The following is a 17,089-nucleotide window of genomic DNA, read 5'->3' as shown; positions in this document are numbered from 1 at the left end:
TATTTGATAGAAAATCTAATTTGCCATTTTTCTCAAGTGAATAAATGTTATTGTTCTTGTTCATTGCTTTCATAATCAATGATGACCTTCTTGCAAGATTCACACAGAAAAGCATCGACATGGTTGATGGAAAAACGGCTTTGTTCCGATAACAACACAGAACCTTTAGTCAGGCTCGGTTCAGCACTCAGTTTGGATACTTTCGGCACCCATGCGAGTCTTGTGCCACTCTGAATAAATCCTTTTTTCATTTCCGATTGGCAAAATGGGCATGTCAGGCCATTGTGCTTTTCCATAGTTCCCCTCCTTAAAGTTTTGCGATAACACTCATTTCCCTGCTATTGTTCAATTACCCTCAAAAATTAGGCATATGCCCAGCTGATAAAACTTTCATCCCCCTTCCCCTATTCTAACGACTCATGCTCTAAACATTTTCGTCCAGCCCTCCTAAACTCAAATCAAAAGTGCTACACTGAAACTAAGTAAATAATCATGCAGGGAAAAGGTGCTGATTCGTCAGCGTAACAGGGAATCCGGTGAAAATCCGGAGCTGTTTCCGCAACTGTAAGTGCGTATGAAATAAGAGATGCCACTGGGGAGACCCGGGAAGGCCTTAGAGTAAAGCGATGCACAAGCCAGGAGACCTACCTTTTTCTGAACGTATTTTTGCTCTTCGGAAGATAAGAGGATCTACGGCAACTTTTTCCTATGGACAGCTTTGTGCTGGATATTCGCAATCGTGCCACTCTCTTCGTTGAGAGTGGCTTTTTTTGTCTCTTTTAGAAAGCGATACGTCTGCTGATATTTACGGACACTATTTTGGAGGTGAACAGATGAAAAAAGACATGCGCTACCTGTGCTACCCGTTCATGAGGGAAAGCGCTTCAACGGTTGATTTCGAGATCCGCACCGATTCCTTGACGACGCGAATCGGCGAAGCCATCGCGGTCAACGATGTCCCTCAAATCATCGATGATTTGCGCTACCTGCAGCCGATGGTTTACCACTTGAACGGCTCGGTGCGCGGGAAACTCGCCATTACCGAACAAGACCTTGCCGATCTCAGTGACTTGTACGACCGTTACGTGGCGGAAGTGAAAGAAGAAATCGACCAGTTCGTCCTGCCGCAAGGAACGCACGGTGCCTGTATTCTCCACGTATGCCGCAGCGAAGCGAAAAAGTCCGTCCGCGCCTTGCACCATGTGACGCTTGAACGCGAAGTGCCGGAGCATTTGATGGACTACGCCAACCTGCTCGCCAATGTCTTTTTCGTGATGGCCGTCTATGCCAATAAGCAGCACGGCGTCGATGAAATCCCGTTCGTCAGCAAGTCCTATCCAACAAAACGCATGAAGAAAAAGGAGACTCACTCATGAAAATCAAATCATTTCTCTTACTCAGCATTCCACTCGCTTTAACTCTCGGTGCTTGCCAAGACGATACTGCCGAAGCACCGGCAACAGACGAAACAACTGAAGAAACCTCAACTGAAACTGCAAGTGAAGCATCGTACACGGTCACCGATGACCGCGGCGAAGAACTCGAATTCGAGCAAGCACCTGAAACGATCGTATCGCTTATCCCGAGCAACACCGAGATCGTCTTTGCACTCGATGCCGGAGATCAATTGGTCGGCGTAACCGACTATGACAACTACCCGGAAGCGGCACAGGACATCGAACGCGTCAGTGATTCCGTGGAATTCAATGCCGAGAAAATCATCCAGCTCGACCCGGATGTCGTTTTGGCTTATTCAACCGGCGAGGAACCGCCTGCCCTAACACAACTTGAAGATGCTGATATTCCGGTATTCGTTATCGAATCGGCTACTTCATTCGACGAAGTATACGGCGATATCGAACAAATCGCCTCTGTTCTTGCCAAGGAAGAAAAAGGCGCTGAAGTGATCGAAGGCATCCAAACGCAAATCGAAGATATCCAAGAACGCCTCGCAGCGGTCGAAGAGCAAAAAGAAGTGTACGTGGAAATCAGCCCGTCTCCAGAAATCTACACAACCGGCAAATCGACGTTCATGCAGGAAATCCTTGACCACGCCCAAGTAACCAACGCCTTTGAAGATCTTGAAGGATGGCCGAGTATCTCCGAAGAAGAAGTTATCACCCGCGATCCCGAAATCATCTTGACGACCGTTTCTTACGTCGAAGATGCGGTCGGTGATATCGAAGCACGCGACAGCTGGTCTGCCGTAGAGGCAATCGAAAACGACGAAGTGCACTTCATCGATTCCGACATCACTTCCCGCCCTGGACCGCGCATCGGCGAAGCGGTGCAGTTGGTTGCGGAAACGGTGTATCCTGAATTGATAGAATAGATCTATTCATTCACTGCAAATCCTATTTCAGAAAATGAATAAACGATTCATAAAACCACAAAAAGCGTAGCCGGAGTTAACTGGCTACGCTTTTTTCAATTTCTACTTCCCAAGTATCATCTCTTTTCCTTAAAGATGGGGCGAACTGTTTGCTGAAGCAATTGCTTGGCTGATGTTATTCGAACATTCCCGAAGTACTGGCAAAAATTCATCCCGTAACATTTGCTTCGAGATGCGCCCTGCATGCACCGAACAATTGATTGCTGCAATCGTTTTGCCTTGTGCATCACGGATTGGGACGGCAATGGAGCGCAAACCTTCTTCAAATTGCTGGTCCACGCCTCCCCACCCTTTGTCATAAACATCTTTCAATACATCTCGAAGCTCTTCCTTGGATGTGATCGTTTTATCAGTAAATTGCTCATACTGGAAAGAATCCAAATGTGCCTCTAATTCTTCTTCAGGTAAATTGGCTAACAATACATGTCCCATGGACGTCGCATAAGCAGGCAAGCGTGAACCGACATCCAAGTTAATCGACATGATACGTTTTGCAGAAACCCGCGCCACATACAAAATGTCCGTCCCATCCAAAATGGAAATCGAACAGGATTCTCCTGTCTTAGCAACAAAATCCCGCATGAACGGGTGCGCCATGCTCCATGTATTGTTCGATGCCAGGTAAGCATAGCCCAGTGACAAAGCGCGTGCTGTCAAACGGAAAATACCATTTTCCGATTCCGCAAAGCCAAGATGCTGAAGCGTCAAAAGAATCCGCCTTGCCACCGGCCGGCTCAGGCCCGTAAGCTTGGAAACGTCCGTTACGGACAAGGCATGATTTTTTTCTGAAAAGGCCTGAATCACTTGCAGGCCGCGGTCCAGCGACTGGATATAGTCTCCCGAGTTTTTGAAATTGTCTAATTCTTTAGTTGACATAAAGAGATCCCCCTTGTTAAGATGAGCTTGTACGCTAAACGTAATATTGTACGTATATCGTACAATAGATGATTACTTCTTGCAAGCGCTTTTGCGTATTTTTTTATATTCCCGTGTGAAGGCGTTTTCATCACTGTTTAGTCTCGGATCAAAAGAACACTATTACAAACCATTAGGAGGAGATCGGCATGACAAAAACAAGCACTACAAACCCGCGTGTACTAGGAGCTTATGAAGGGTTCGTCAAACATTTGAAAAACTTCCTGGATGAGCAGCAATTCAATCACGAAGAATATACGAATTTCGTAAAATGGGCAGATCGTTTAGGGCGCAGCGGAGAAATCCCGTTGTTCTTGGACGTCTTCGTTGAAACGCATGTTCTGGAATCAAAATACAAAGATTCACCAGGCACAGAGCCTTCCTTGCTAGGGCCATATTATGAAGAGAATTCACCTGTCCTCGAGAAATCACCATTTGTCATGCCGCAACGTGATGACGAACCTGGCGACAAACTGGTCTTCACAGGAAACGTCAGCTCCACAAACGGGCCGCTAGCACATACGAAAGTCGAATGGTGGCAAGACGATGCAGACGGATTGTATTCCAATTACGATTCCCCTGCCCCTGATTTCAATTTGCGCGGCCAGTTTGTGACAGACGAAAACGGTGATTTCGAAGTGCATTCGATCGTTCCGATTCCTTACCAGATCCCGACAGACGGGCCAACTGGCGAATTCACGTTCGCTGCAGGCTATCATGCCTACCGTCCGGCACACATCCATATCAAATTCGAGCATGAAGGCCATGAAACCTTGATCACTCAAGTATTTTTTGAGGGAGACAAGTGGCTTGAAACCGACGTAGCGGGCGGCGTCCGTGAATCACTGTTGACGAAACTCGAAGACAAAGGCGACCACAAAGAAGCTTCCTTGAACTTTGTCATGCGCGCTGAATAACGGAAAACTTAAATAAAACCGGCAATAGCGGTTAAAAATCAATACGGCTGTCGAGAAATTCTCGGCAGCTGCTTCTTTTTAAACACTCCCACTAAATATGCTAGAGGTGAAAACATGGAACTGTATACAGTACAAGTGAACGGCAACACCATTCAAGTGGCAGATACCCCAGGTGAAAAAGGCCCCATCATCGCCATCCACGGACTAACCGGCACACATAAGAACATGCATTATTACAGCCAGACTTTCGGCGGTGATTACCGCGTCATTTCCGTCGATTTGAGGGGACGCGGCAATAGCTCTGAAGCAGACGAAGATACGTCCATCTTCAAGCATGCAGATGACATCATGGCTTTGCTGGAAGCATTGAAAATCGAAAATCCGATCCTACTCGGCTTTTCGATGGGAGCGTTCATCTCGGCGATTGTAGCCAGCCGCCTCCCTTCCGTCCAAGGACTCATCCTCCTCGACGGTGCCGCGACAGCATCCGAACATCAAAAGAAAATCGTCAAGCCTTCCCTCGGCCGGATCAGCCGCGATTTCGATTCGCAAGGCCATTACGTCGAAGAGACGAAGAAAATCTATTCGGGCCTCGGCATTGAATGGACCGATGTTTTACAGGATATCGCAGAGTACGAAGTTGAAAAGGCGAACGGCCATTGGGAAAACAAATCGACCGAATCCCGGATACTCGCCGATTTCGAGAGCTTCTATTCATTCACCCCAAAAGAAATCGGCCCTAAGATCACATGCCCTGTACTGCTTGTCTATGCGGAAGGCGCAATCGGTTCAATGCCTCCTTTGTTCTATTTAAGCGATTATGAAGAAACGCAAAGATCGATTTCGCGCATCGAAACCGTCATTTCAGGCGCTAACCATTACCAAATGGTGTTTGAAAAGCGCCAGGACATTCTCCAGCCGGTCTCGGAATTTCTCGGACACCTGTAGTCTGCCATAAACTCAGCAAAAAAAAAAAAATCATACTTACACCAACAGGTGAAGGGGAGGAATTGGATGGCTTTTTCATTTAAGGGGTTAAACAAAAGCATGTGGAAATCGCACAAACAGACGAAGGATTTATTGACGATGGCTGAAATTCGGCAAGGCGGTGCAGCCGCCGTCGATTCGCCAAGAAGCGGAAAACAACGCACATCAAACATTGCCGACGAGAAGACCCAACGCAACGATTCTTATAACTTAATGCAAAAAATCGGCTTTTTCCTCGGGCCGCTGCTGTTTTTCATCATCTTGTTTGCCCTTCCGCTGTCGGACCTGAGCTTCGAAGGAAAAGCGGTGCTCGCCGTGACGGCGTGGATGGCGGTTTGGTGGATTTCCGAAGCCATTCCGCTCGGCATCACTTCGCTCATGCCACTGGTCTTATTGCCTGTATTGGGCGCGGTCGACGCGGCCACCACCGCATCCAGCTACGGGGATAATTTAATCTTCCTGTTCGTCGGCGGCTTCGCACTTGCCTTGGCACTTGAGCGCTGGAACCTCCATGAACGCATTGCACTCACGATCATTTCGGCTGTCGGCGCGAGCACGTCCGGCCTCGTTCTTGGCTTCATGCTCGCAACCGGCTTCTTGTCGATGTGGGTATCGAATATGGCGACCGTCATGCTGATGATTCCCATCGGGACGGCCATCATCGCCAAAGTGGTCACTTTAATGAAAGAAGACAATGTTTATTCGAAAGATGAAGAAACGAAATTCACGAAATCAATCATTTTTGCCATCGGCTTCGGCGGTACGATCGGTGGCAGCGCTACCTTGATCGGCACCCCGACCAATTTGATACTGGCCGGTCTGGCAGGTGAATTGCTTGGCATTGAAATTTCGTTCGCACAGTTCTTCTTGTTCGCATTTCCTTTAGTCTCCATGTTGATGATAGTAGCCATTCTATACATCACCAAAATCGCGTACCCAATGAACGTCAAAAAAATCACCAACGGCAAGCAGTTTGTCACTGACCGGAAAAAGGAACTTGGCAAGATGTCTTACGAAGAAAAAATCGTCCTCGCAATCTTCAGCTTTACGGCTTTCATGTGGATGACGCGGACTTTCATCTGGTCAGACATCATCCCAGGCCTTAGCGATACGATGATTGCGATGGTCGCAGCAATCCTGTTGCACGCAATTCCTGCCAGCGGCAACACCGGCGAACGCCTTCTTGGCGGTGATTCATTGAAAAACATGCCGTGGGGCGTCTTGCTGTTGGTCGGCGGCGGCCTGGCACTTGCAGCAGGTTTTAACGGAACAGATCTCGCCGGTTGGATCGGCAATCAATTGCTTCTACTGGAAGGGACTTCTTACATCGTCATCCTGACAGCCACTGCGCTGCTCGGCATCGCAATGACGCAGATGACGCCGAATACAGCCACTGTCACGATTCTTGTCCCGATTGCTGCGGCACTGGCTCTCGCGATCGATGTTCACCCACTGCCACTGATGACTGCTGTTGCTATGGGCGCCGGATTCGCGTTCATGCTTCCGATCGGTACACCGTCGAACGCCATCATCTTCGCGACAGGCAAGATCACGATGATCGACATGGTCAGAAAAGGCACCGGCCTCACTCTGCTCGCGCTCATCCTCGTTACCTTATTCGTCTATTTTGTCTTGCCTGTCGTTTTCGGCATCAACCAACATGAATACCCGGCAAATTTAAAATAATCACTTCATAGGAGGGCACTCATGAGCAAAGCATTGCAATATTTCAAGGAAGTCTATGACACAGTCCCGGACTGGGTCCAGAAAATGCACGACTACAGCCCGCAAGTACTGGATACGTATACCGGCATACGCGGTGAAATCATGCAGGACGGCGCACTCACCCGGCGCGAGAAAGATGCGCTGATCGCAAGCATGAATGCGGCCCGCCTTTATCGCCGCAGCATGATCTTCCATACAAAAGGCGCCATCGATTTCGGCTATTCCGTGCCCGAACTTGCTGAATTTTTCCTGACCGCCTATCTCTATAAAGGCGACCAGGCGATCCAGTTAGCAATTGAAGCCATCTCCTATGCATTGGAATTAAACGACCGCCCTGCCCCGCTCCCTTCTTCCTCGCCAAAAAGCGCCGGAGAAGGCATCGAACTGATCATTTCCTGGCTCGGCGATGAAGATACTTCCTATTTGGAACAAGTGAAAGCACTCGTCGATGCACAGGATGAAGAAGCGCTGCACAAGAAAATCATGGGTGATGGACTGATTTCCTCACACTTGAAACATTTGAACATGGCAGGCAATTTCATTGTCGAGCTGAACGGCGAAGGCGCAAGCCCGTGGATGGAAAAAGCGCGGGCTGTAGGCGCTTCTGAAGCAGATCTTGCGGATATCGGCTATATCTGCATTTTGACAGCGGGCATACCTGCCTGGTTCGAACTGAGCGATTCATTGAAAGCAAAAAATCCCGGAACGGAGGAATAACCCATGGCAATGATACAACACGAGATAACCGATGCACTTTCCTGTGTCAAATCGGGAGATACGATACTCGTCGGAGGATTCGGCCTCATTGGTGCCCCGCTTACTTTAATCGAGGCATTAACCGAAAAAGACGTGAAGGATTTGACGATCGTCAGCAATAACCTAGGCGAATCCGGCAAAGGGCTTGGGAAACTATTGAACCAAAACAAAATCAAAAAAGGCATCGGCTCCTATTTTACGAGCAACCGTGATGTTGGCGATAAATACCAGAACGGCGAGATTGAACTCGAACTCCTCCCTCAAGGGACGCTCGCCGAATCACTGCGGGCCGGCGGTGCTGGACTTGGCGGCTATTATACGACGACCGGTGTCGGCACTGATCTCGCAAAAGGCAAAGAGGAACGCGAAATCGATGGCGTCCAGTACATCCTGGAAAAAGCGATCCGCGCGGACGTTGCTTTGATCCGTGCCCATAAAGCCGATACGCTCGGCAATCTTATCTATTACAAAACCGCGCGCAATTTCAATCCGCTCATGGCGACAGCTGCGAAAACGGTCATCGTGGAAGTGGATGAAATCGTCGAAGCCGGCGAACTGGATCCTGAAGCAATCGTCACACCGTTCATCTTCGTCGATACCATCGTCGAAGCCAAGCAAGTGTTGACGAAAAAAGGAGTGGTAAGCAAATGACGGTGCAACTGAACAAAACTGAAATGCAGCATATGATTGCCAAACGCGTGGCGCAAGAACTAAAAGGCCCTTGTACCGTTAACCTCGGCATCGGCATCCCCACTTTAGTGGCGGAACATATGACCGATGACCATATTTACCTCCATACGGAAAACGGCTTACTCGGCGTCACCGATGTTGACGATGAATCGGTCGACCCGAACCTCGTCAATGCCGGGAAATTGCCGGTCGGCGAAGCGGTCGGCGCATCGTTTTTCAATAGTTCCGATTCATTCGCGATGATCCGCGGCGGCCACGTCGACGTCGCAATACTCGGTGCTTTGCAAGTCGACGAACACGGCATCATCGCAAACTGGGCTGTACCTGGCAAGAATATCATGGGCGTCGGAGGAGCAATGGATTTGCTTGTCGGGGCGAAAAAAGTCTTCGTGACGATGAGCCATACATCGAAAGACGGCAGCCCGAAATTACTGAAAGAATGCACATACCCGATCACTTCCACGCGCCAAGTCGACATGATTTTCACAGAACTCGCCGCATTCAAAGTGGCCGATGGAAATCTTGTGCTCGTTGATTTGATGCCCGGCGTCACACTTGAAGAAGTCCGCGAGAAAACGGAAGCTTCATTCACAATAGAATAAAGTGGTTTTGAACGCATAAAAGGAAAGTAGGGTTATTATGAAAATCCATTCGCTTGATGTCTACATTCTCGATTTGCCGATCATCCGCCCGCACCAGCTGGCCATGCATACGATTACCGCTCAGGCGATCGTTGTCGGATGTGTTCGCGACGAAGACGGCCGTGAGGGCTGGTCGGAAGTCGCCACTATCGGCGGCGCTTCTTACGGTGAATCGACACCGGAAGCGATCAAGGCGAATATCGATGCATACATTACGCCACTGATCATTGGAGAAGACCCAATCCATTTCGACCGCATCATGCATAAGGTGTCCAAACAAGTGCGCGGCAATTATTTCGCCAAAACGGTCGTCGAAGGAGCGATCATCGACCTTGCGGCCAGAAGCAAACATGTTCCGGCCTTTGAGCTGTTCGGCGGCCAGATCCATAAATCACTGCCGATCGCCTGGACTTTGGCGAGTGGCAATACCAATACCGATATCGAAGAAGCCCAGGAAATGCTCCGGACTAAACGCCATAATATCTTCAAGCTTAAAATCGGCAAGGGCGACCCGTTCAAAAATGTCGAGCATGTACGCGCCATTAAACAAGCGATTGGAGATGAAGCGCGCATCACGGTAGATGTTAACCAGGCATGGGATGAAGATACATCCAATTACTGCATTGCCGCTCTTCAAGACGCCGGCGTCTCCATGGTCGAACAGCCTTTACAGACTTGGGATTTCGAAGGCATGTCCCGCCTGGCCTCGAAGTTCAATGTGCCGATCATGGCCGATGAAGCAGCGACGAGCATTCAAGATGTGTTCCGCATCGCCAAAAACCGCGCCGGCAATTCCATCGCCTTGAAACCGTGTAAACATGGCGGGTTGACGCAGACGAAAAAAGTCGCCGGCATTGCAGAAGCTTCAGGGCTCGGGCTTTACGGCGGCACGATGATCGAATCGAGCCTCGGTACGGCGATGTGCGCACAACTCTACGCGACCATTCCAGAAATGAAGTTCGGCACAGAAATCTTCGGGCCGTTATTGTTCAAGGATTCGATTACGAAAAACGCCATCGAATTCTCTAATTTCGAAATCGTCATCCCGGATGGGCCAGGTTTCGGCATGGAAATCGATAAAGAAAAAGTGAAGCATTACGCAAGGCCGAGTGCTTCAGGAACGGAGCTGAGAGTGTGAAGAATATCGTCATTGTAGATTCTGTCCGCACCGCCATCGGCAAACTCGGCGGATCCATTGGAAACGAAACCGTCGACCGGCTCGGCGCCCATGTGATAGAGGAATTGATCCACCGAACACAATTTGATAAGGCGGCTGTCGATGAAGTCATCCTGGGTCAGGCCAAGCAAAGTTCAGACGTTTCCAACTTGGCGCGTGTCGCCTTGCTGCGTGCGGGATTGCCGGTCGAAGTGCCGGGCTACACCATTCATCGGCAATGCGGTTCGGGCGTCCAGGCGGTCAACTCTGCCTCCCAGCAAATCGCCATGGGGCTTAGCGACGCCATCATCGCTGGGGGCGCTGAATCGATGAGCACCGCCCCCTACTACGTCAATAATGTCCGCTTCGGCACCAAATCTGGCGACGTGCTATTGAAAGATCCGAACACAGCGAGCCAGCCCGGATCCCAGCCAACTGAAACGTACGGCGAATTGAATATGGGCATCACCGCGGAAAATGTTGCTGAGAAGTACGGCATCTCACGGGAGCAGCAAGATGAGTTCGCGTTCGAGAGCCAGCAGCGGACGGCACGGGCCATCGCCAATGGCCATTTCGACAGCCAAATCGCCCCGTATCCGGTCAAGACGAGAAAAGGCGTGACTGAGTTTAAAACCGATGAGCATCCTCGTGAGACTTCACTTGAAAAACTCGCAGGCTTAAAACCGGTCTTTAAAGAAGGCGGCACCGTAACCGCCGGAAATGCCAGCGGGCGCAACGACGGCGCAGCTGCACTCCTGATCATGTCGGAAGAAGCGGCGCAGAAACGGGGCTATCAACCGAAAGCCCGTGTCGTCGCACAAGCGTCTGTCGGCTGCTCGCCTGAACTGATGGGCATGGGCCCTGTACAAGCAACATTCAAAGCGCTCAAACAAGCGGGCTTGAAAATCGAAGACATCGACGTCATCGAGCTGAACGAAGCCTTCGCTTCGCAGGCCGTCGCCTGCATACAAGAGCTCGGTGCAGACCCGGAGCGCGTCAACCCGAACGGCGGCGCCATCGCACTCGGCCATCCGATCGGCGCGACAGGCGCAATCCTGTTGACGAAACTGACGCACGAACTCGAACGTACCGGCAAGAAATACGGTGTGGCCACATTATGCATCGCCGGAGGCATGGGCATCGCAACCATTATCGAAAATTTGAATGCATAAAAAGACGCAACCGATCAAACCGGTTGCGTCTTTTCCTTATTCATAATCCTGCTTCATCGCGGATGTCCTGTTCGGTGATCGACCCGCCTTTCCCAGTGCCTTTGACATCTTCAAGTTTAACGCCCAGTTCTTTGGCTAGATGGCGCAGTCTCGGCGATACGCGGGTAAAGCTCGCGGTCTCTTGTGCCGCTTCGTTTTCTTCCGCCTGTTCGAGGTGGACTTTTTCAGAAGCCCCCGTGTTCTCGGCAGCTTGTCCTTTCGGATCGATAACTGCAAGCAATGTGCCGGCTTTCGCGGAATCTCCGCGCTTCACGTGAATCTTCTTCACCGTTCCGCTCGTTTCGGCACGAATTTCTGACACCGCTTTTTCCGTTTGCACTTCACACAACACGGCGCCTTCTTTGACGTAATCGCCCTCGTCCACGAACCACAGGACAATCAAGCTCTCATCGGTATCTTCAGACAGCTTCGGCAAAGTCACATCATGCATCCAATCGCCTCCTCTTACGCTTCATCCATCATCTGTTTGACTGTCTCGACAATTTTATCCGGGCCTGGCAAGACGAAATCTTCGAGCACATGGCTATACGGAATCGGCACATCCGGAATTGCCAAGCGCTTGATTGGCGATTCAAGTTCATAGAGCGCTTCTTCCGAGACGATGGCCGCGATTTCAGCAGTCATGCCATACGAACGGTAATCTTCATCGACGACGACCAGCCGATGCGTTTTCTTCACTGAATTGATGATGGTGTCTTTATCGATCGGCGCCAAGGATCGCAGGTCGATGACTTCCGCTTCGATGCCATCTTGTGCCAATCGCTCTGCCGCTTCCATCGCATAATGCGTCATCATCTGGATGCCGACGATGGTTACGTCTTTCCCTTCCCGCATGACATTCGCTTTGTCGAGCGGCACGGTATACGATTCTTCCGGCACATGGCCGACAGCATAATCAAGCTGGTCCATCCAGCCGAGTCCTTGAAGCGATTTATGGAACATGAACACAACCGGATTGTCGTCGCGTATCGCGGACGTCATCATGCCTTTTAAGTCATACGGTGTACTCGGCGCGACCACTTTCATCCCCGGCATATGCGCAAATGTCGCATACAAAGTCTGCGAGTGCTGCGCAGCATCGCTATAACCGCCGCCGACCGAAGTCATGAGCACCATCGGCAAGCGTACATTGCCTCCGGACATATAGGGGATTTTCGCCATATGGTTGTAGATCTGGTCCATACAGACGCCGAAGAAATCGACGAACATCAATTCTGCAATCGGCCGCATGCCTTCTGCCGCTGCACCGATCGCCGCACCGATAAACGCCGTCTCGGAAATTGGCGTATCGAGCACACGCTCCGGCCCGAATTTTTCCATCAAGCCTTGCGTGGAACCGAAAATGCCGCCGTATTTTCCGATGTCTTCACCGAGCACGAATACGTTTTTGTCGTTCTCCATCTCCTGGGCAATCGCTTCCGCCATCGCTTTATTGCCCGTCAGCATTCTTTTTTTCGCTGTCTCCATTTCGGAATCTCTCCTTTTCGGATTAAGATGTAAAGACGTCATCCAATGCGGCTTCAGGTTTCGGATAATCGCTGTCGCGTGCAAATTGGTACGCGTCGTCGACTTCTTTTTTGGCGCGTGTTTCGATTTCTTCCAGTTCCGGTTCATTCACATGTTCCGCATCCAAGAGCTGCTGGCGCAGTTTCATGATCGGGTCGCGCGCCCGCAGTCCCGGCACTTCTTCCTTGTCCCGGTATAACTCGGGATCGCCCTGGAAATGGCCGAGGAAACGGAAAGTTTCGATTTCGATGATTGTCGGGCCCTGTCCGTTGCGTGCCCGGTTGACCGCTTCTTCGGACGCTTTATACATTGCGACAGGGTCATTGTCTTTTACGTAAGCACCCGCCACGCCATATGCCGACGCGCGCAGATCGTTCGATTCGACCGAAGTCGATGCCGTTTTCGGTACCGAGATGCCATACGAATTGTCTTCTACGACGATGATGAGCGGTAAATTCCACAGCGCCGCCAAGTTGAGCGATTCATGAAACGCTCCAGCATTCGCTGCGCCTTCACCGATGAATGCCACGGCGACCCAGTCTTTTCCCTTCATTTTATTGGCCATAGCCGCACCGACCGCATGCGGAATGCCGGCTGCCACGATGCCGCCGCATGAGAATTTCACTTCCGGATCGAACAAATGCATATGCCCGCCTTTGCCTTTTCCGAGACCTGATTCTTTTCCGAAAATCTCCGCCGTCATTTTCTTCAAGTCGACACCTTTGGCGATGGCGTGATGATGCGGACGGTGCGGCGCGGTTACCGTATCGTCTTTCGTCAAATGCACCATCATGCCGGCGGCGGCTGGTTCCTGCCCGGTTGCGAGATGCATTTCACCCGGCACGGGGCCTTCACCGATATTGAACACCGGTGACTTGCCTTCCGTATACGCCTCCACCATCTGGTCTTCGTAATAGCGGATCTTGACCATTTGCTCGTACATCCACATCAGCTTGTCGACAGATACAGAAGGCTGTTTTTCTTCGAACTTAGTCACTGCTACTCCTCCTTTTTTACTCCATAAATTCGGATGGCGTGCGACAAATTCCATAGGCCTAAACACTCTCAGTGTACTCTTCTTCAATAAATATTTCAATATTCTGATAATAAAAGACTAGAGAATTTACAATTAAGATGATTTTCTTTAATCAACAAGCACAACTTGTTAGAAACTGATTAAAAACACAGCTACACATCCTTCCCTTTCAAAATTGTAATATCGCTAAACGACAATTATTTATTGATAAACGATAAATAAATCGCTATACTTTAATTATTAACAAGCAAAGAGGTGTGTTTTATGAAACGGGAGACTTTGTTTTTAAAAGTGGTGCTGTTCCTCATGGCGCTGCCGGTCATCGCGTTATGCATCTTCGTGGTGCTGCCACTTTCGAGCATTATCCAGGACGGGCCGGACCAGCTGGCATTTCTGCAGTATGTCTTTATCTTCATGCTCTACGCAACCGCGGTCGCTTATTTCCTGGCGCTGTACCAGACGTTTAAATTATTGAGTTTCATCGATGACAACACCGCCTTTTCTGTGCGCTCAGTGAAGGCAATCAAAAACATCAAGCTGTGTGCCCTTGCGATCACGGGCATCTATTTTCTCGCGATGCCGCTGTTTTACATGATCGCAGAAATCGACGATGCGCCAGGCCTCATCTTGATGGGCGCTGGCATCGGTTTCGCCGCATTCGTCATCGCCGTTTTTGCAGCTGTTTTGCAGAAACTGCTGACGCACGCCATCGACATCAAATCAGAAAATGATCTTACGGTCTGAGGTGATCTAATGCCAATCGTCATAAATCTCGATGTCATGCTCGCTAAGCGCAAAATGAGCATGACCGAGCTATCCGAAAAAGTCGGCGTCACCATGCCCAATCTGTCCATCCTGAAAAACGGCAAAGCGAAAGCAATCCGTTTCTCGACGCTTGAAGCCATCTGCAAAGTGCTCGACTGCCAGCCAGGCGATGTATTGGAATACCAGGAGGAAGAATAGTCCTGACTTCCTTCGCTTTTTGAAAACAGTAAATTTCAGAGCATCTTGCTCATTCTTCGAAACCAAGGGAGGAAAAGATCTTGCTGACAAAACTGGTCGCTGCATTTAATCTAGCCATGTCGTTAGGCGCGTTTTTTATGGGCATTTCCATGCTGCCGTTCATGGGGATGTTCGTGGAGTTCCCGCCCGAGTGGGTCGGCGTCATGCCTTTTACTAGTTGGCCTGCTTTAGCTATTTATGGAATGGTTGTCTTTGGAATCGGAAACGCTGTGGCAGCAGTTTGCGGATTCACTAAGAAAACGCGGACATGTTTTGTCGCTACTATTAGTTTAGGAATCCTGTTATCGCTGAGCGCGGCGTTGCCGATTGTATTGCTGGGCGACTGGTATTTGCCGCTCGTGTTCTTTTTCTTCCTCAGTTTCATCCAAATAGCACTCGGCTTGTACGGCGTTTTCAGCAAGCACAAAACCGATTCCCAGGCTAGGAAGGGAATCCTTAACCAGTAGAAATATAGAAAAAGGGCTGTCGCTAAGATCATGAAGATGACTTGGCGACAGCCCTTTTGGCTTGCTTAGCATTCACTTTACTGGAGATTTTTCAATATACGTCAAGGTTTTCCCGCTCACCCCAAGCAACACCGTCAAAAGAGGCGACAGCAAGCAGAAGAATGCAAACGGTAAATACTCCAATGTAGAAACATCCAACACCGACGCGATGAAAATCCCGCAGACGCTCCACGGCACGAGCGGATTGACGACCGTCCCAGCATCTTCCATGACGCGGCTCAAGTTCTTTCCGGCCAGTCCGACTTTTCCGTACGATTCACTGAACGCTTGTCCCGTCAGCAAGATCGATAAGTATTGTTCCCCGACGAGGATGTTCGTGCCGATCGCCGTCAAGGCGGATGCGACGATGACAGATGACACTTTTTTCAGCAGGCTTTCGATTTTCGCCAGCAAACTTTGAATGATGCCGAGTTTGAATAATAATCCGCCCATGCTGAGTGCGAGGAGCACTAAAGCGATGGTGAAGAACATGCTTTCCATGCCGCCCCGTGAAAGCAGTGCATCGATTTCGTCAATGCCGGTCGATGATTCGTAGCCGCCGAACAGGATGCCAAGCATCGACGAGGCTTGCAGGCTCTGGTGGAACAAGGAAACGACAAGCGCTACCGCTGAACTAGCAGCCAAAGTCAAAACCGCGGGTACTTTGAATACCGTCAAGGCGATCAAGACGACGAGCGGCGCCATGGCGTACCAATGAATCAACCCCGTCTCAAGCAAGCCTTCCTTGAACAAGGCGATGTCTTCTGTATGGTCCAAGGTAACCGACGGCGATAACAGACCGAAGAAGATCAGCGTCAGGACAAAGGCAGGAATCGTTGTCCATCCCATATTGCGGATGTGTTCGAAGAGATCGACACCGACAATGGAAGCAGCCAAGTTGGTCGTATCCGATAACGGCGACATCTTGTCCCCAAAAAAGGCACCCGAAACGATTGCGCCTGCCGTGATCGCCAGCGACAAATCCAGCGCTCCGGCGATACCGATCAAAGCAACACCTACCGTCGCCACTGTCGTCAAGGAACTGCCGACAGACAGCCCGATGATCGCCGTGACGATAAAGACCACTGCAAAGAAAAACACAGGCGTCACCAGGCTGAACCCGGCATAGATCAAGGTCGGGATCGTCCCGCTCATCATCCAACTGCTGATAAGAATGCCGATGAAGAAGAACAAAAATACGGCGCCCATTCCTGCGCCCGCGCCTTCGATCAAGCCCCGCTCCAGTTCGCGGTACGATAATTTTTTAGCCAGCCCGTAGCACATCAACAATAAGATCGCCAGTAAGATCGGCACATGCGGAGCCGCTTCGAATCCGATGATGCTGACGCTGATGATCGCGACGACCAGTGCGACGAGGGCTGCCGCTTCTTTTGTACCCGGTGATAAAATCGCTTTAATATGAAACATGTCCAGTTCCTCCTGTATTGTGAAAATAAAAAAAGAAAACCACTCATCCCTAAAAAAGGGACGAAGGTTTTCTCCGCGTTACCACCCTAGTTGATGTTCCACTCCAGAACATCCACTCAATTGACCGTTGAAACTACAGATGGCGTAATTCACCCCGATTGCTGCCTGGACTTCCACCGACCGTCCAGTCTCTTTGTGCT

The 17,089-nt window shown here is 50.2% G+C and carries 19 protein-coding genes and 1 riboswitch; of the genes, 13 read left to right on the top strand and 6 right to left on the bottom strand.

All coding sequences use genetic code 11. The features are described from left to right. Positions 1 to 47: 47 nt before the first annotated feature. Positions 48 to 296, bottom strand: a complete 249-nt coding sequence (locus DFR62_RS11590) for a PF20097 family protein (RefSeq protein ID WP_121300526.1) — start codon at positions 294 to 296, stop codon at positions 48 to 50. Positions 297 to 486: 190 nt separating this feature from the next. Beyond that, positions 487 to 666: riboswitch (cobalamin riboswitch) on the top strand. A 167-nt stretch (positions 667 to 833) separates the two neighbouring features. On the opposite strand from DFR62_RS11590, the gene DFR62_RS11585 reads away from it, so the two are divergent. Continuing rightward, a complete protein-coding gene (locus DFR62_RS11585) occupies positions 834 to 1,376 on the top strand; it encodes a hypothetical protein (protein WP_121300525.1) in 543 nt (180 codons plus the stop codon). Further along, positions 1,373 to 2,332, top strand: a complete 960-nt coding sequence (locus DFR62_RS11580) for an ABC transporter substrate-binding protein (protein ID WP_121300524.1) — start codon at positions 1,373 to 1,375, stop codon at positions 2,330 to 2,332. The genes DFR62_RS11585 and DFR62_RS11580 overlap by 4 nt, the downstream gene beginning before the upstream one ends. 129 nt (positions 2,333 to 2,461) lie before the next feature. On the opposite strand, the gene DFR62_RS11575 is transcribed toward DFR62_RS11580, so the two are convergent. Further along, positions 2,462 to 3,268, bottom strand: a complete 807-nt coding sequence (locus DFR62_RS11575) for an IclR family transcriptional regulator domain-containing protein (RefSeq protein WP_121300523.1) — start codon at positions 3,266 to 3,268, stop codon at positions 2,462 to 2,464. A 188-nt stretch (positions 3,269 to 3,456) separates the two neighbouring features. Between DFR62_RS11575 and DFR62_RS11570 the strand changes: the two genes are divergently transcribed. The 8 genes from DFR62_RS11570 to DFR62_RS11535 all read left to right on the top strand — a co-directional run bounded on the left by DFR62_RS11570 (position 3,457) and on the right by DFR62_RS11535 (position 11,351). Further along, on the top strand, positions 3,457 to 4,224 hold the full coding sequence (locus DFR62_RS11570) for a dioxygenase family protein (protein WP_121300522.1): 768 nt from the start codon (positions 3,457 to 3,459) through the stop codon (positions 4,222 to 4,224). A 114-nt stretch (positions 4,225 to 4,338) separates the two neighbouring features. After that, on the top strand, positions 4,339 to 5,172 hold the full coding sequence (locus tag DFR62_RS11565) for an alpha/beta fold hydrolase (RefSeq protein WP_121300521.1): 834 nt from the start codon (positions 4,339 to 4,341) through the stop codon (positions 5,170 to 5,172). 66 nt (positions 5,173 to 5,238) lie between these two features. Beyond that, a complete protein-coding gene (locus DFR62_RS11560; RefSeq protein WP_206662502.1) occupies positions 5,239 to 6,897 on the top strand; it encodes an SLC13 family permease in 1,659 nt (552 codons plus the stop codon). Positions 6,898 to 6,918: 21 nt separating this feature from the next. After that, complete coding sequence (locus DFR62_RS11555; RefSeq protein ID WP_121300520.1) at positions 6,919 to 7,653, top strand: carboxymuconolactone decarboxylase family protein; 735 nt, start codon at positions 6,919 to 6,921, stop codon at positions 7,651 to 7,653. A gap of 3 nt (positions 7,654 to 7,656) precedes the next feature. Next, on the top strand, positions 7,657 to 8,343 hold the full coding sequence (locus DFR62_RS11550) for a CoA transferase subunit A (RefSeq protein ID WP_241663100.1): 687 nt from the start codon (positions 7,657 to 7,659) through the stop codon (positions 8,341 to 8,343). Beyond that, the gene (locus DFR62_RS11545) at positions 8,340 to 8,984 is read left to right on the top strand and encodes a 3-oxoacid CoA-transferase subunit B (protein ID WP_121300519.1); all 645 of its coding nucleotides are present in this window, start codon (positions 8,340 to 8,342) and stop codon (positions 8,982 to 8,984) included. Before DFR62_RS11550 ends, DFR62_RS11545 begins: the two co-directional genes overlap by 4 nt. A gap of 37 nt (positions 8,985 to 9,021) precedes the next feature. Next, positions 9,022 to 10,161 carry a muconate cycloisomerase family protein gene (locus tag DFR62_RS11540; protein WP_121300518.1) on the top strand — a complete coding sequence of 380 codons (1,140 nt, stop codon included), beginning with the start codon at positions 9,022 to 9,024 and terminating at the stop codon, positions 10,159 to 10,161. Then, positions 10,158 to 11,351 carry a thiolase family protein gene (locus tag DFR62_RS11535; RefSeq protein ID WP_121300517.1) on the top strand — a complete coding sequence of 398 codons (1,194 nt, stop codon included), beginning with the start codon at positions 10,158 to 10,160 and terminating at the stop codon, positions 11,349 to 11,351. The genes DFR62_RS11540 and DFR62_RS11535 overlap by 4 nt, the downstream gene beginning before the upstream one ends. A 40-nt stretch (positions 11,352 to 11,391) precedes the next feature. Here DFR62_RS11535 and DFR62_RS11530 read toward each other — a convergent pair whose 3' ends face one another. From DFR62_RS11530 to DFR62_RS11520, 3 genes are read right to left on the bottom strand one after another with little or no spacing between them, the layout of a single operon-like run. Continuing rightward, complete coding sequence (locus DFR62_RS11530) at positions 11,392 to 11,841, bottom strand: biotin/lipoyl-containing protein (RefSeq protein ID WP_121300516.1); 450 nt, start codon at positions 11,839 to 11,841, stop codon at positions 11,392 to 11,394. A 14-nt stretch (positions 11,842 to 11,855) separates the two neighbouring features. Then, entirely contained in the window at positions 11,856 to 12,878 is a 1,023-nt protein-coding gene (locus tag DFR62_RS11525) for an alpha-ketoacid dehydrogenase subunit beta (protein WP_121300515.1), read from the bottom strand. A 22-nt stretch (positions 12,879 to 12,900) separates the two neighbouring features. Beyond that, positions 12,901 to 13,866 (bottom strand): thiamine pyrophosphate-dependent dehydrogenase E1 component subunit alpha, encoded by a 966-nt coding sequence (locus DFR62_RS11520; protein ID WP_112233304.1) that lies wholly within the window; start codon positions 13,864 to 13,866, stop codon positions 12,901 to 12,903. Between the two features lie 351 nt (positions 13,867 to 14,217). On the opposite strand from DFR62_RS11520, the gene DFR62_RS11515 reads away from it, so the two are divergent. The 3 genes from DFR62_RS11515 to DFR62_RS11505 all read left to right on the top strand — a co-directional run bounded on the left by DFR62_RS11515 (position 14,218) and on the right by DFR62_RS11505 (position 15,422). Continuing rightward, the gene (locus tag DFR62_RS11515) at positions 14,218 to 14,697 is read left to right on the top strand and encodes a DUF2975 domain-containing protein (protein WP_121300514.1); all 480 of its coding nucleotides are present in this window, start codon (positions 14,218 to 14,220) and stop codon (positions 14,695 to 14,697) included. 9 nt (positions 14,698 to 14,706) lie between these two features. After that, positions 14,707 to 14,916 carry a helix-turn-helix domain-containing protein gene (locus tag DFR62_RS11510; protein ID WP_121300513.1) on the top strand — a complete coding sequence of 70 codons (210 nt, stop codon included), beginning with the start codon at positions 14,707 to 14,709 and terminating at the stop codon, positions 14,914 to 14,916. A gap of 80 nt (positions 14,917 to 14,996) precedes the next feature. Beyond that, positions 14,997 to 15,422: a hypothetical protein gene (locus DFR62_RS11505; RefSeq protein WP_121300512.1), complete on the top strand. Its 426-nt coding sequence runs from the start codon at positions 14,997 to 14,999 to the stop codon at positions 15,420 to 15,422. Between the two features lie 72 nt (positions 15,423 to 15,494). Here DFR62_RS11505 and nhaC read toward each other — a convergent pair whose 3' ends face one another. Continuing rightward, complete coding sequence (gene nhaC, locus DFR62_RS11500; protein ID WP_121300511.1) at positions 15,495 to 16,889, bottom strand: Na+/H+ antiporter NhaC; 1,395 nt, start codon at positions 16,887 to 16,889, stop codon at positions 15,495 to 15,497. Between the last annotated feature and the right edge of the window lie 200 nt (positions 16,890 to 17,089).

It is taken from the genome of Planococcus citreus (genome assembly GCF_003664125.1).
GTDB lineage: Bacteria > Bacillota > Bacilli > Bacillales_A > Planococcaceae > Planococcus > Planococcus citreus.
This window is presented reverse-complemented; position numbering and strand designations above follow the sequence as displayed.

What these genes read in the sequence shown, in the direction of transcription:
- DFR62_RS11590 (WP_121300526.1), bottom strand. Translation starts at nt 296, where the DNA reads ATGGAAAAGCACAATGGCCTGACATGCCCATTTTGCCAATCGGAAATG.
- DFR62_RS11585 (WP_121300525.1), top strand. Translation starts at nt 834, where the DNA reads ATGAAAAAAGACATGCGCTACCTGTGCTACCCGTTCATGAGGGAAAGC.
- DFR62_RS11580 (WP_121300524.1), top strand. Translation starts at nt 1,373, where the DNA reads ATGAAAATCAAATCATTTCTCTTACTCAGCATTCCACTCGCTTTAACT.
- DFR62_RS11575 (WP_121300523.1), bottom strand. Translation starts at nt 3,268, where the DNA reads ATGTCAACTAAAGAATTAGACAATTTCAAAAACTCGGGAGACTATATC.
- DFR62_RS11570 (WP_121300522.1), top strand. Translation starts at nt 3,457, where the DNA reads ATGACAAAAACAAGCACTACAAACCCGCGTGTACTAGGAGCTTATGAA.
- DFR62_RS11565 (WP_121300521.1), top strand. Translation starts at nt 4,339, where the DNA reads ATGGAACTGTATACAGTACAAGTGAACGGCAACACCATTCAAGTGGCA.
- DFR62_RS11560 (WP_206662502.1), top strand. Translation starts at nt 5,239, where the DNA reads ATGGCTTTTTCATTTAAGGGGTTAAACAAAAGCATGTGGAAATCGCAC.
- DFR62_RS11555 (WP_121300520.1), top strand. Translation starts at nt 6,919, where the DNA reads ATGAGCAAAGCATTGCAATATTTCAAGGAAGTCTATGACACAGTCCCG.
- DFR62_RS11550 (WP_241663100.1), top strand. Translation starts at nt 7,657, where the DNA reads ATGGCAATGATACAACACGAGATAACCGATGCACTTTCCTGTGTCAAA.
- DFR62_RS11545 (WP_121300519.1), top strand. Translation starts at nt 8,340, where the DNA reads ATGACGGTGCAACTGAACAAAACTGAAATGCAGCATATGATTGCCAAA.
- DFR62_RS11540 (WP_121300518.1), top strand. Translation starts at nt 9,022, where the DNA reads ATGAAAATCCATTCGCTTGATGTCTACATTCTCGATTTGCCGATCATC.
- DFR62_RS11530 (WP_121300516.1), bottom strand. Translation starts at nt 11,841, where the DNA reads ATGCATGATGTGACTTTGCCGAAGCTGTCTGAAGATACCGATGAGAGC.
- DFR62_RS11525 (WP_121300515.1), bottom strand. Translation starts at nt 12,878, where the DNA reads ATGGAGACAGCGAAAAAAAGAATGCTGACGGGCAATAAAGCGATGGCG.
- DFR62_RS11520 (WP_112233304.1), bottom strand. Translation starts at nt 13,866, where the DNA reads ATGTGGATGTACGAGCAAATGGTCAAGATCCGCTATTACGAAGACCAG.
- DFR62_RS11515 (WP_121300514.1), top strand. Translation starts at nt 14,218, where the DNA reads ATGAAACGGGAGACTTTGTTTTTAAAAGTGGTGCTGTTCCTCATGGCG.
- DFR62_RS11510 (WP_121300513.1), top strand. Translation starts at nt 14,707, where the DNA reads ATGCCAATCGTCATAAATCTCGATGTCATGCTCGCTAAGCGCAAAATG.
- nhaC (WP_121300511.1), bottom strand. Translation starts at nt 16,889, where the DNA reads ATGTTTCATATTAAAGCGATTTTATCACCGGGTACAAAAGAAGCGGCA.